Below are 12,661 nucleotides of genomic sequence, written 5' to 3'. Positions count from 1 at the left end.
CGTCCCACCCGGTGGCGCTCCGGGCGGCCGGGTCACCCGGCCGCACGGAGCGCCCCGCTCACGCCGAGGCGCGGACCCGGAGTTCCTTGACGCCGTTGAGCCAGGCCGCCCGCAGCCGGCGGGGTTCGCCCGCCAGGGTGAGGTCGGGCAGGGCGTCCGCGAGGGCGTTGAAGATCAGGTCGATCTCCTTGATCGCGAGGGACTTGCCCAGGCAGAAGTGGGGTCCGCCGCCGCCGAAGCCGAGGTGGGGGTTGGGATCCCGGGTGATGTCGAAGCGTTCGGGGTCGGTGAAGACCTCGGGGTCGTTGTTGGCGGAGGAGTAGAACAGGCCGACGCGGTCGCCCTTGCGGATCTGCTGGCCGCCGAGTTCGGTGTCCTGGGTCGCGGTCCGCTGGAAGGAGACCACGGGGGTCGCCCAGCGCACGATCTCCTCGGCGGTGGTCGCGGGGCGTTCCCGCTTGAAGAGTTCCCACTGGTCGGGGTGGGTGAGGAAGGCGTGCATGCCGTGGCTGATGGCGTTGCGGGTGGTCTCGTTGCCCGCGACGGCGAGCAGCAGGACGAAGAACCCGAACTCGTCGGAGGAGAGGTTCCCCTGTCCCTCGGCCGCGACGAGCTGGCTGACGATGTCGGCGGCGGGGCAGGCCTTGCGGTCGGCGGCCATGTTCATCGCGTATCCGATGAGTTCCATGGCGGCCTCGACGCCGACCTCCTCGGTGATGGCGTACTCGGGGTCGTCGTACGCGATCATCTTGTTCGACCAGTCGAAGATCCGGGAGCGGTCCTCCTGGGGGACGCCGATGAGTTCGGCGATCGCCTGGAGGGGGAGCTCGACGGCGACCCGGGTGACGAAGTCGAAGGTGCCGTCGGAGTCGGCGCTCAGCCGGGCCTCCTCGGCGATGGCGCGGGCGCGGTCGCCGAGCGCCGTCTCCAGGCTGCGGATCGCCCGGGGGGTGAAGCCGCGCTGGACGATCTGGCGGACCCGGGTGTGCTCGGGCGGGTCCATGTTGAGCATGATCATCTTCTGGACGTCGATCTGCTCGCGCTGGATGTTCTCGTTGAAGCGGATCACGGCGGTGTTGAGGTTCGACGAGAACAGCTCGGGGTGCGTGGACACGTACTTGACGTCCGCGTGGCGCGTGACGGCCCAGTACCCCTCGTCCTCGAAGCCCGTGATGCCGGCCTGCTGCGGGCACCACCACACGGGCGCCGTCTGCCGCAGCTCGGCGAACTCCGGGAAGGGAATGCGGTCGCGGAGCAGATCGGGATCGGTGGCGTCGAACCCTTCGGGGAGATGGGGGCAGGGCATCGGCAACACACTCCACATCTGATGGGTCGTCAGGAGTTGTCGGGAAAGTTAGTAACGAGTTCTAGAAGTAGCAAGGGGCCGAACGGGAACTGTTGCCTCCCGGACCCTTGCGTACCCGCGGTAGCAGTCATAAGACTGCACTCAGAACTAGAACGCGTACTAGTTCCCCCGTGACGCCGACCGACGGGCTGCCGGGACGCCCCGTCCGGTCGAGGAGAGGACGAGCTCATGGCCGCGGAACCCGTCATCGTCGAAGCCGTACGCACCCCCATCGGCAAGCGCGGAGGCGCGCTCGCCAACCTCCACCCCGCCTACCTCCTGGGCGAGACCTACCGCGAACTCCTCGGACGCACCGGCATCCACGCCGACTGCGTCGAACAGATCGTCGGCGGTACGGTCACCCACGCCGGAGAACAGTCCATGAACCCGGCGCGCACCGCCTGGCTCACCATGGGCCTCCCCTACGAGACCGCCGCCACCACCGTCGACTGCCAGTGCGGCTCCTCGCAGCAGGCCAGCCACATGGTCGCCAACATGGTCGCGGCCGGCGTCATCGACATCGGGATCAGCTGCGGCGTCGAGGCCATGTCGCGCGTACCGCTCGGCTCCGGTTCCAAGCACGGACCCGGCAAGCCCTTCCCCGACGAGTGGAACGTCGACCTCCCCAACCAGTTCGAGGCCGCCGAACGCATCGCCCGCAACAGGGGCCTCACCCGCGAACGCGTCGACTCCCTCGGACTGCTCTCCCAGGAACGGGCCGCGAACGCCTGGGCCGAGGAACGCTTCAAGCGCGAGACCTTCGCCGTGCAGGTCCCCACCACCGAGGACGAGCAGGCGGCTGGCCACGGCATGTGGCGGCTCGTCGACCGCGACGAGGGTCTGCGCGACACCACCATGGAGGGCCTCGGCCGGCTCAAGCCCGTCATGCCGACCGCCGTCCACACCGCCGGGAACTCCTCGCAGATCTCCGACGGCGCCTCCGCGATCATGTGGGCCTCCAAGCGCATGGCCCGCGCGCTCAAGCTGCGCCCGCGCGCCCGGATCGTCGCCCAGGCCCTGGTCGGCGCCGACCCGCACTACCACCTCGACGGGCCGATCGACGCGACGCGCGCGGTCCTCGGCAAGGCCGGGATGTCGCTCAGGGACATCGACCTCGTCGAGATCAACGAGGCCTTCGCCTCGGTGGTGCTCAGCTGGGCGCAGGCATTCGACCGCGACTTGGACGGTCTTGTGAAGGTGAACGTCAACGGCGGCGCCATCGCCCTCGGGCACCCCGTCGGGGCGACCGGTGCGCGGCTGATCACCACGGCCCTGCACGAGCTGGAACGGACGGACAAGGAGTTCGCGCTGATCACGATGTGCGCGGGCGGGGCGGTGGCCACGGGGACGATCATCCAGCGGTTGTAGCGGCTGCGGCGGCTGTAGCGGTTGTGGCTCTCCGGCGGCCCCGCCGGATCGCGGACCCCGGGCGGAAGACGCCGCAGGCCCCGCCCTCCCTGACGGGAGGCGGGGCCTTGCGGGTGCGCGGAGCGGCGGGTGACTCTTAGTACCAGCCGTTGGCCTGCCAGAACGCCCAGGCGGCGTTCGGGGAGCCGTAGCGCTCGTTCATGTAGTTGAGACCCCACTTGATCTGCGTGGCGGGGTTCGTCTTCCAGTCGGAACCGGCCGAGGCCATCTTCGAGGCCGGAAGGGCCTGGACGAGGCCGTAGGCGCCGCTGGAGGAGTTGGTGGCGTGGTGGTTCCAGCCGGACTCGTGGGCCACGATCTTGCTGAAGGACTGGTACTGCGAAGCGGGAACGATCTGCCGGGCGATGTCCTGCGGGCTGGCGGCCGAGGCCGCGCCCGTCGTGCCGAGCACCGCACCCGACGCGCCCAGCAGCACGGCTGCGGAGGCGGCGATGGACTTCTTGCGGGCAGCGACACGAGTGGTGATCGAGCGGATCAAGGTTTCAACCTAACTTCGGGGGCAATGGGTGCGCCAGGCGATTTCGGCAAGCCGGAACCAGAGCCCGGGAGACCCGGGAACTGGAGGGAACCGGCCGTCCGAGGTGCTGCGGTGAGCACCGGCTGCCTGGCGACGTCCACCAGACAAGCAGGGCGGGAACGCCGACGCAACGACCCCCTGTACGAGGAAGGTTCGGACCCGGGGGGTGGGACACCCTGGGTCCGGTTCAGGGGTTTCCGCAGGTCATCACCCGTTGTGGGTGGTTTGGGCGGGTACCTCCCGGCTACTATTCCACGTCGTACGTGACGTAGGTCCTATGGGCCGCCTCACTCGCGGGGGCCCTCTCGGGGGCCTCGAATGTGACCTGGGCCTCGAAGTTCGCCCGCCGCGTCGCCCGCCGCAACGCCTTCAGGAGTGTCCCGCCGACCGTCACGGTCAGGACCACGGTCAGCACGGCACGGCCGAGATCCCAGCCGAGGGAGGTGGCGACGAGGAAAGCGAGGAAACGGGCCAGGTTCTCGTGGGCCGGAGCGCCCGGCAGGAAGAAGATCCCGCCACCGTCGCCCCCGGCCGCCGCCTCCCCGCCGCCGATCGTCACCCAGCCGTACAGATTGGTGACCGTGCCGTACGCGAACGCCGCCACGAAGCCGTACGCGGACAGCATCAGCAGCTCGCCCCGGCCCCGGAACCGGTCCGGCCCCGGCAGCAGACCGGCGCCCATCGTGAACCAGCCCATCGCCAGCATCTGCGTCGGCATCCACGGCCCCACCCCGCCCGTGAGCAGCGCGGACGCGAACATCGTCACCGAGCCCAGGACGAAACCGAAGCCCGGCCCCAGGACCCGGCCGCTCAGCACCATCAGGAAGAACATCGGCTCCAGGCCGGCCGTCCCCGCCCCCAGTGGCCGCAGCGCCGCGCCGACGGCGGCGAGCACCCCCAGCATCGCCACCGCCTTCGCGTCCATCCCGCAGTCCGCGATCGTCGCGACGACGACCGCGATCAGCAGCGGCAGCAGCACGGCGAAGAGCCAGGGGGCGTCGGCGGCGTGCGTGGTCACGGCGGAACCGGCGTCCGCGAAGAGGGGCCAGCAGATGGCGATGAGCCCGACGACGGAGACCAGGAGCAGGGCGGTCACGGAGCGGGGGCCGAGGCGGACGGGGCGGGTGGTGGTGGGGCGGGTGGTCATGGGGCCGGTGGTCACAGCGCGCCCTCCCCTTGTCCTGTGGGCCCTCGCAGTGCGCGCTCCACCTGTTCCACCGTGAGCCACGGCTGCGGGGCGAGGATCTTCGCCACCTGCGGCGAGAACGCCGGCGAGGACACCACCACCTCCGCCGTCGGCCCGTCCGCCACCACCTCGCCGTCCGCGATGATCACCACCCGGTGCGCCAGCTCCGCCGCCAGCTCCACGTCGTGCGTCGCGAGCACGATCGCGTGGCCCTCGGCGGCGAGCGTACGGAGCAGGGTGACGAGACGGGCCTTCGCCGCGTAGTCCAGGCCGCGGGTCGGCTCGTCGAGCAGCAGCAGCGGGGGGCGGCCCGTCAGGACCACGGCCAGCGCCAGGGCGAGGCGCTGCCCCTCGGACAGGTCCCGGGGGTGGGTGTCGTCCGCGACGCCCGGAAGCAGCTCGGACACCAGCGCCCGGCACGTACCGGGCGCCGCGCCCGCGTCCGTGTCGGCCGCCGCGCACTCGGCGGCGACCGTGTCCGCGTACAGCAGGTCGCGCGGCTCCTGCGGGACCAGGCCGACCTGACGGATCAGCTCGCGCGGGTCGGTGGCGTGCGGGGTGCGGCCGGCGACGCGGACGGTGCCGGCCGTCGGTTCGATCATGCCGACGAGGGTGGAGAGGAGGGTGGACTTTCCGGCGCCGTTACGGCCCATGAGGGCGAGGGTTTCGCCGGGGGCGACGGTGAGGTCGATGTGACGGAGAGCTTCTACGCGGGCGCGGCGGACGGCGAGGCGGTCGGTGAGAACGAGGGGGGTGGTGGGTGCGGGTGCGGGGGCGGCGGTGCGGCGCCGCTTGAAGAGGATGAATCCCCCACCCCTCCCCCTACGCCTGGCGGCGTGGGGGGACCCCCACTTCCCGTAACCGGGGGCTCCGCCCCCGGACCCCCGCGCCTCGAACGCCGGCGGGGCTGGAATTTCCAGCGCCTCCACCCCCTCCAGCCGCTCCTTCAGTCCCCCCGCCCGCCGCCGCGCATCCCGCACCGTCAGTGGCAGCGGGTCCCAGCCCGCCATCCGGCCCAGACCCACCACCGGCGGATGCACCGGTGAGACCGCCATGATCTCGGCCGGCGGGCCCATCACCGCGTCCGGCAGCAGGATGATCTGGTCCGCGTACTGGACCACCCGTTCCAGGCGGTGTTCCGCGAGGAGGACCGTCGTGCCGAGGTCGTGGACCAGGCGCTGGAGGACCGCGAGGACGTCCTCCGCCGCCGACGGGTCCAGCGCGGAGGTCGGTTCGTCGAGGACCAGGATCTTCGGGTGCGGGGTGAGGACGGAGCCGATCGCGACCCGCTGCCGCTGCCCGCCGGAGAGCGTGGCGATCGGGCGGTCGCGGAGTTCGGCGAGGCCGAGGAGGTCGAGGGTCTCCTCGACGCGGCGCCGCATGACGCCGGGCGCGAGGCCCAGTGACTCCATGCCGTACGCCAGCTCGTCCTCGACGGTGTCGGTGACGAAGTGCGCGGACGGGTCCTGCCCGACCGTGCCGACCAGGTCCGCCAGCTCGCGCGGCGGATGCGTGCGGGTGTCGCGGCCGTCGACCGTGACGCGGCCGGTCAGGGTGCCGCCCGTGAAGTGGGGGACGAGCCCGGAGACCGTGCCGAGGAGGGTCGACTTGCCGACGCCCGAGGGGCCGACGAGCAGCACCAGCTCCCCTTCGGGGACGGTGAGGTCGACGTCCCGCAGGGTGGGCCCGGCGGCCCCGTCGTAGGTCACCGAGACGTTCTCGAAGCGGATCACGCGTTCTCCTTGCCGGGCGGTACGGGGGCCACGAACGCCGGCACCAGGCCCACCAGGACCGACACCGCAGGCCACAGCGGCAGCTCCGGCGCCTCCAGGGGGACGACCCCGGGGTGCAGGGCCTCGGGCGCGTACCGGTTCGCCCAGATCATCAGGACCGCGACCGCCACCCCGGAGCCCGCGACCAGCCAGGCCCGGAGGCCCCAGTGGTCCGGCCGGTAGCGGGTGCGGACCGTCCGGCGCCCGCCGAGCCGCAGCCCGGCCATGGCCGCGAGCAGCCCGGCGGCGAGCAGCGGCAGCCCGTAACCGGCGCCCTCCGCCGCGAGCAGCCCGTACGAACCGGCGCAGACGCCGAGCAGACCGCCCAGCGTCAGTACGTTCGTGGTGCGGCGCACGGAGGCCGGCACCTGCGCCGTCCGCCCGTACCCGCGTGCGTCCATCGAGGCGGCGACGGCGATCGACCGTTCGAGCGCGCCCTCCAGGACCGGCAGGCCGATCTGGAGCACCGCCCGCACCCCGCCCGTGGGGCGCCCGCGAAGGCGCCGGGCGGTACGGAGCCGGACCACGTCCGCGACCATGTTCGGTGCGAAGGTCATCGCGACGACGACGGCGACCCCGGCCTCGTACAGCGCGCCCGGCAGCGATTTCAGCAGCCGCGCGGGGTTGGCGAGCGCGTTCGCCGCGCCCACGCAGATCAGCAGGGTCGCCAGTTTGGCGCCGTCGTACAGCGCGAACACCAGCTGCTCGGCCGTCACCCGCCCCCCGATGCGGATGCCCTCCGCCCAGTCGGGCAGCGGCAGCTCGGGCAGGGTGAACAGCACGTGCGTCCCCGGGATGGGGGAGCCGAGGAGCAGCGAGAAGACGACCCGCAGGCCGACGACGAACAGGCCGAGCTTCACGAACGCGCCGTACGAGCGGGCCCACGGAGCGTCCGTACGCCGGGCCGCGACGACATAGCCGGCGACCCCGACGAGCAGACCGAGCAGCAGCGGGTTGGTCGTCCGGGAGGCGGCGACGGCCAGACCGAGAGCCCACAGCCACCAGGCACCGGCGTGCAGGGCATTGGCCCGGCTCGCCTCGGGGGCAGTGAACACGCCACGTGCTGTGAAGGCGCCACGGGCTGGGAGAGCGTCCCGGGCCGTGGACAGTCCCCGGGCCATGGCATCGCCCTGAGCCGTGTGACCGTCCCGGGCCGTGTGAGTGCCCTGGGCTGTCTGAGCGCCCCGGACCGCATCAGCTCCCTGAGCCGTGCCGGCGCCGCGCGCGGTGGACAAGCCCCGGGCCGGCTCAGCGCCCCGGGCCGTGCGACCGCCCCGGCCCGCGAGAGCGCCCCAGGTCGTGAACACGCGACGGGCCGTACTCATCCGCGTCGGCGGGCCTTCCATATCGCCGCGCCGCCGAGGGCCAGGACCGCCGCCCCGCCGGCGAGTACGCCGAAGGACGGGCCGCCGCCGTCGGTGTCCCCCGTCGCGGCCGGTGCGGCCTCGGCCGGTGCCGACGCCCCCGGCGCCTTCTCCGCGACCTGTTCGCCGCAGCCCCGCACCGGGTAGCCCGCGATCCCGCACAGCATGGCCGCGCTGTCGTACCGCAGCGGCTTCGCCACCTCGGCCAGCGCCTCCGCGCCCGTCGCGTCCTCGCGGACCCGCGCACAGCCGACCTCGATCAGCTTCTCCGGCGGGGTCTCGCCCGGCGGGGCGTCCAGCGGCCCGCCGAAGTCGACGACGACCGCCACGCGCTTGCTGCCGTCCTTCGCGTCCGTGCTGCCGCAGATCCCCGGGAAGTCGGGGGCGACGGAGGGCAGGGAGGTGTCGTCCGTGCCGTTGCTGATCGCGAAGCGGAAGCCGATCACATCGCCGTCGGCGGGCCGGGCGGTCGCCGGGCCCTGGGTGGCGTACGCCCAGGGCTTGCCGCCGTCGCTCTCCCAGAACGACCAGTAGCGGTAGCCGGCGGCCTGCGCCGGGGCGGCGGCGACCCCGGCGAGGGTCAGCAGCGCGCCGGCCGCGGCGCCCGCGATCCGCGCGCCGGTCCTGCGGGCCGCCGTCACTTCTTGCGGCCGCTCACGAGGAAGCCGATGCCGACGCCGACGACCATGCCGATGCCGATGATCCACCAGACGTCGAAGCCGGAGCCCTCGTCGTCGCTGGTCGAGGACGCGGAGGTGTCCGGGGTCTTGGGCGCGGGGCCGGTCGCGTTGAGCTGCTCGACCAGGTCCGCAGTGCCGAACTCGCGCGGGTCGGTCTCCATCGAGCGGGAGGCCAGGATCAGCTGCGCGTACGCGGCGGGGCCGTTCTCCTTCGCCCAGGCGGCGGAGTGCGTCTCCAGCCACTGGAGGGCGGGCTCGGCCTGCCGGGCGGCGCCGGCGCCGGCCAGCGCCACGACGGCGTCGGCGGTGTTGCCGAAGTCGGGCTGCTCGCTGGTGTCGGTGGCGCCGGGCATCGGCGGGGTGGTCAGGTGGGCGGTCTTGAGGAGCGCCTTCGACAGGTAGGAGGCGCCGTTGAGGGCGGCCCGCTCGACGGTCGGCTTCGTGAGGTCCTGGCAGGTCGGCTGCTGCTGCGGGGAGGCCTTGGTGGCGACGATGCTCTTGCCGAGCCCGGCGAGGGTGGCCGCGGCGGTGGCGTCGGCGTTCGCGAGCAGCTTGCCGCTCTTGTCGGGCTGGTACGCGAACGCCCCGGCGTTCTCCTCGTCCGAGCAGGGCACGGCGAAGGTGAGGAGCGCGTCGTAGGGCGTACGGCCCTCGGCGGAGGTGTACGAGCCGGGCTTGACGCTGATCGCGGCGAGCGTGCCGATGACGAGCGAGGTGGAGTTGGCGTCGCTGGGGCCCCCGGGGGTGTAGCCCCAGCCGCCGTCCTTGTTCTGCACGGTGCGCAGCCAGCCGGCGCCCGACGTGACGGCCTCGTCGAGCTTCTCCGGGTCGGCGGCCTGGCGGCGGACGGCGCCCAGCGCGTGCACGGCGGCGGCGGTGGCGTTGGTGTCCCGCATGGTCTTCGGGTCGCAGGGCTTGCTGACGTCCGCGCGGTACGCCGCGAACGAGCCGTCCTCGCACTGCTGGCCGAGCAGCCAGTCCACGGCCTGGTCGGCGGGCTGGTAGCCGGTGGCGCGCTGGGCGAGGAAGGCGAGCGACTGGCGCCACACACCGTCGTACGTCGGGTCCTTCGTGCCGTACAGGCCGGGCGGGAGCGTCCCCGCGGAGGGGGTGGGGGAGGGCGCGGCGGAGGCCGCGCCGACGGCTCCGGTGCCGAGCAGGACGGCGGCGGCTGCGAGCGCGGCGGCGCCTCGGCGGACGGTGTTCATGGAGCCCTCTCCTGCGGCCGGGCACCGGCACGCCTCAGGGGCACCAGGCTCCGGCTCCGTATTCCTCGACGGTGCCGGCGGTCACGTCCCGCACGGGGCATTCCGACTCGCCGCTCCCCGGGGGGCGCGGCATACGGTTGCGGGTCAGTGCCGGAGTCGCACCGGCTTCCCCCCGTACGGGCATGATGACGACGCGCCCACTCTACCGGCCCGTACGCCCGCCGCCCCGAGGGTGCGAGGCGCCTCACACCGGGGCGGGGACCGCGTCGGGCGCCCGACGCGGGCCGCCCGGCCGGGTCAGGCCTTCACACCGCCACGTACTCCACGGGGTCCGTCCCCGGGACGGCCTCCGCGCGGCCCAGTTTCACCAGCCGGCGGACATGGGCCTCGGCCTCGCTGACGGCGATGTTGCGGGAGCCGTAGGGGATCTGCTCCCAGGGGCGGTTCCACTCCATCTGCTCGGCGAGCCGCCAGGGGGTGAGCGGTGTGGCGAGGAGGCCGAGGAGGCCGGTGAGCCGCTCCTCGTGGTGGTCGAGGAGTGCGCGGACCCGGCCGGCGGCGTCGGGGAAGGCGTACTGGTGGGCGGGGAGGACCTCGGCGACCCCGAGGCGGCCGATGCGCTCCAGGGAGTCGAGGTAGTCGCCGAGGGGGTCGGTCTCGGTGACCTCGTCGGGGTCCTCGTAGAGCCCGATGTGCGGGGAGATGCCGGGCAGCAGGTGGTCGCCGGAGAAGAGGCGGCCGTGGCCGGGCAGCCGGGAGGGGTGCTCCTCCTCCAGGTGGAGGCAGACGTGGCCGGGGGTGTGGCCGGGCGTCCAGATCGCGCGCAGGCGCCGCCCGGCGAGGTCGAGGAGTTCGCCGGGGACGATCTCGCGGTCGGGGAGGGCGGAGCGCAGCCCGGGGAGGGTGTCCATCCGGCCGGAGTCGCGTGCGGCGCGCAGCGGGACGAGGTGGTCCTCGGGGGCGCCGACGGCGGCGAGCTTGCGGGCGAGGTAGTCGAGCCAGGTGCCGGGCCGGGCCTCGCGGGTGCGGCGTACGACGGCGGTGTCGGCGGCGTGCATGGCGATCCAGGCCCCGGACTCCTCGCGGACCCGCCCGGAGAGGCCGTGGTGGTCGGGGTGGTGGTGGGTGATGACGACCCCGTGGACGTCGGTCATGGCGATCCCCAGCGCGTCGAGCCCGCCGACGAGTTCGGACCAGGAGGCGGGGTCGTCCCAGCCGGTGTCGACGAGGACGGGACCCCGGTCGGTGTCGAGGACGTGGACCAGGGTGTGGCCGAGCGGATTGTCGGGGATGGGCACCCGCAGCGACCAGACGCCTCCGCCGTGCTCGGTCACCTGGTTCATGAGCGTCCTCGTCTCTGTGTACCGGTACGGCCATTGCCCACCATAACTAGAACTGGTATCAGTTCTGAAGCATCGTCAGGAACTGAGAGAGATTTTCCCCTCCCCGGAAGGCGGCGGTCATGACCGAGCTTGTGGAGCACGGAAAGCTGTTCATCGGCGGGGAGTTGGCCGATCCGCTCGGCGAGGAGGTCATCGAGGTGATCTCCCCGCACACCGAGGAGGTCATCGGACGGGTCCCGCACGCCTCCGCCGCCGATGTCGACCGGGCCGTGGCCGCCGCGCGGCGGGCCTTCGACGAGGGGCCCTGGCCCCGGATGTCGGTCGAGGAGCGGATCGCGGTCGTCACCCGTATCAAGGACGCCATCGCCGTGCGGTACGAGGAGATCGGCCGCGTCATCAGCGCGCAGAACGGCTCCCCGTACTCCTGGTCCGTCCTCGCCCAGGCGCTCGGCGCGATGATGGTCTGGGACGCGGCGATCACCGTCGCCCGTGACTTCGCGTGGGAGGAGCGGCGCGGCGGCGTCCTCGGGCCGCTGCTCGTCCGGCGCGAGCCGGTGGGCGTGGTCGCGGCCGTCGTCCCGTGGAACGTCCCGCAGTTCACCGCCGCCGCCAAGCTGGGGCCCGCGCTCCTTGCCGGCTGCACGGTGGTCCTCAAGCCCTCCCCGGAGTCGCCGCTCGACTCGTACATCCTGGGTGAGATCGCCGCCGAGGCCGGGCTGCCCGAGGGCGTGCTCAGCATCCTGCCCGCCGACCGCGAGGTCAGCGAGTACCTGGTCGGCCACCCCGGCGTCGACAAGGTCTCCTTCACCGGTTCGGTCGCCGCCGGCAAGCGGGTCATGGAGGTCGCCTCCCGCAACCTCACCCGGGTCACCCTCGAACTGGGCGGCAAGTCGGCCGCCGTGATCCTGCCGGACGCCGACGTGGAGACCGCCGTCGCCGGGATCGTCCCCGCCGCCTGGATGAACAACGGCCAGGCGTGCGTCGCCCAGACCCGTATCCTCGCCCCCCGCTCCCGGTACGAGGAGATCGCCGAGGCCCTCGCCGCGGCGGCCGGCGCGCTCGTCGTCGGCGACCCGCTCGACCCGGCCACCCAGGTCGGCCCGCTCGTCGCCCGCCGCCAGCGGCAGCGCTCCCTCGACTACATCGGCATCGGTCAGCAGGAGGGCGCCAAGATCCTCGCGGGCGGCGGCCGTCCGGCCGGCCTGGAGCGCGGCTGGTACGTCGAGCCGACCCTCTTCGGCGGCGTCGACAACTCCATGCGGATCGCCCGCGAGGAGATCTTCGGCCCGGTGATCTGCCTCCTGCCGTACGGGGACGAGGCCGAGGCCCTCCGGATCGCGAACGACTCCGACTTCGGGCTCAGCGGCAGCGTCTGGACCGGCGACGTGGAGCACGGCATCGACTTCGCGCGGGGCGTGCGCACCGGCACGTTCAACGTGAACACCTTCAGCCTGGACATGCTCGGCCCGTTCGGCGGCTACAAGAACTCCGGCCTGGGACGGGAGTTCGGCCCCGAGGGCTTCGGCGAGTACCTGGAGCACAAGATGATCCACCTGCCGGCCGGATACGGGGACGCGTGATGGGCGACCGCTGGCACGTGGAGGTCGACCGGAGCGTCTGCATCGGCTCCGGCATGTGCGTCAACCACGCTCCCGACGGCTTCCGTCTCGACACCGCCCGCCAGTCGCACCCGCGCGCGACGGAGGCCGACGCGGGCGAACGCCTGCTCGCGGCGGCCGAGGGCTGCCCGGTGGAGGCCATCCTGATCACGCTCGCGGACGGTGGGGAGCCGGTGTTCCCACCGGAGGAGTGACCGGG

General features: G+C 73.0%; 11 protein-coding genes. 3 read left to right on the top strand and 8 right to left on the bottom strand.

Features of this window, described 5'->3' with window-relative positions; all coding sequences use genetic code 11:
* Positions 1-58: 58 nt before the first annotated feature.
* Positions 59-1,306, bottom strand: a complete 1,248-nt coding sequence (locus ABT154_RS15945) for a cytochrome P450 (RefSeq protein ID WP_351857432.1) — start codon at positions 1,304-1,306, stop codon at positions 59-61.
* Between the two features lie 228 nt (positions 1,307-1,534).
* On the opposite strand from ABT154_RS15945, the gene ABT154_RS15940 reads away from it, so the two are divergent.
* Positions 1,535-2,713, top strand: coding sequence for a steroid 3-ketoacyl-CoA thiolase (locus ABT154_RS15940; RefSeq protein WP_351857431.1), 1,179 nt, complete (start codon positions 1,535-1,537; stop codon positions 2,711-2,713).
* Positions 2,714-2,849: 136 nt separating this feature from the next.
* Here ABT154_RS15940 and ABT154_RS15935 read toward each other — a convergent pair whose 3' ends face one another.
* From ABT154_RS15935 to ABT154_RS15905, 7 genes are all read right to left on the bottom strand, one after another.
* Positions 2,850-3,251, bottom strand: a complete 402-nt coding sequence (locus tag ABT154_RS15935; protein ID WP_351857430.1) for an aggregation-promoting factor C-terminal-like domain-containing protein — start codon at positions 3,249-3,251, stop codon at positions 2,850-2,852.
* 286 nt (positions 3,252-3,537) lie between these two features.
* A complete protein-coding gene (locus tag ABT154_RS15930; protein WP_351857589.1) occupies positions 3,538-4,437 on the bottom strand; it encodes an ECF transporter S component in 900 nt (299 codons plus the stop codon).
* A gap of 11 nt (positions 4,438-4,448) precedes the next feature.
* Positions 4,449-6,209 carry an ABC transporter ATP-binding protein gene (locus ABT154_RS15925; RefSeq protein WP_351857429.1) on the bottom strand — a complete coding sequence of 587 codons (1,761 nt, stop codon included), beginning with the start codon at positions 6,207-6,209 and terminating at the stop codon, positions 4,449-4,451.
* Positions 6,206-7,369 carry an energy-coupling factor transporter transmembrane component T gene (locus ABT154_RS15920; RefSeq protein ID WP_502969513.1) on the bottom strand — a complete coding sequence of 388 codons (1,164 nt, stop codon included), beginning with the start codon at positions 7,367-7,369 and terminating at the stop codon, positions 6,206-6,208. Before ABT154_RS15920 ends, ABT154_RS15925 begins: the two co-directional genes overlap by 4 nt.
* A 200-nt stretch (positions 7,370-7,569) precedes the next feature.
* A complete protein-coding gene (locus ABT154_RS15915) occupies positions 7,570-8,253 on the bottom strand; it encodes an SCO2322 family protein (RefSeq protein WP_351857427.1) in 684 nt (227 codons plus the stop codon).
* Positions 8,250-9,500 (bottom strand): SCO2321 family membrane protein, encoded by a 1,251-nt coding sequence (locus ABT154_RS15910; RefSeq protein WP_351857426.1) that lies wholly within the window; start codon positions 9,498-9,500, stop codon positions 8,250-8,252. The genes ABT154_RS15915 and ABT154_RS15910 overlap by 4 nt, the downstream gene beginning before the upstream one ends.
* A 305-nt stretch (positions 9,501-9,805) precedes the next feature.
* Positions 9,806-10,843: a Strvi_7410 family MBL fold metallo-hydrolase gene (locus tag ABT154_RS15905; RefSeq protein ID WP_351857425.1), complete on the bottom strand. Its 1,038-nt coding sequence runs from the start codon at positions 10,841-10,843 to the stop codon at positions 9,806-9,808.
* 119 nt (positions 10,844-10,962) lie between these two features.
* On the opposite strand from ABT154_RS15905, the gene ABT154_RS15900 reads away from it, so the two are divergent.
* Positions 10,963-12,423 carry an aldehyde dehydrogenase gene (locus ABT154_RS15900; RefSeq protein WP_351857424.1) on the top strand — a complete coding sequence of 487 codons (1,461 nt, stop codon included), beginning with the start codon at positions 10,963-10,965 and terminating at the stop codon, positions 12,421-12,423.
* A complete protein-coding gene (locus ABT154_RS15895; RefSeq protein WP_317875241.1) occupies positions 12,423-12,656 on the top strand; it encodes a ferredoxin in 234 nt (77 codons plus the stop codon). Before ABT154_RS15900 ends, ABT154_RS15895 begins: the two co-directional genes overlap by 1 nt.
* Positions 12,657-12,661 lie beyond the last annotated feature (5 nt).

Origin of the sequence: Streptomyces sp. NPDC001728 (genome assembly GCF_040297565.1) — a bacterium.
Lineage (GTDB): Bacteria > Actinomycetota > Actinomycetes > Streptomycetales > Streptomycetaceae > Streptomyces.
Note: the sequence above shows the minus strand (reverse complement) of the source record. Positions and strands in the feature narration are given on the sequence as shown.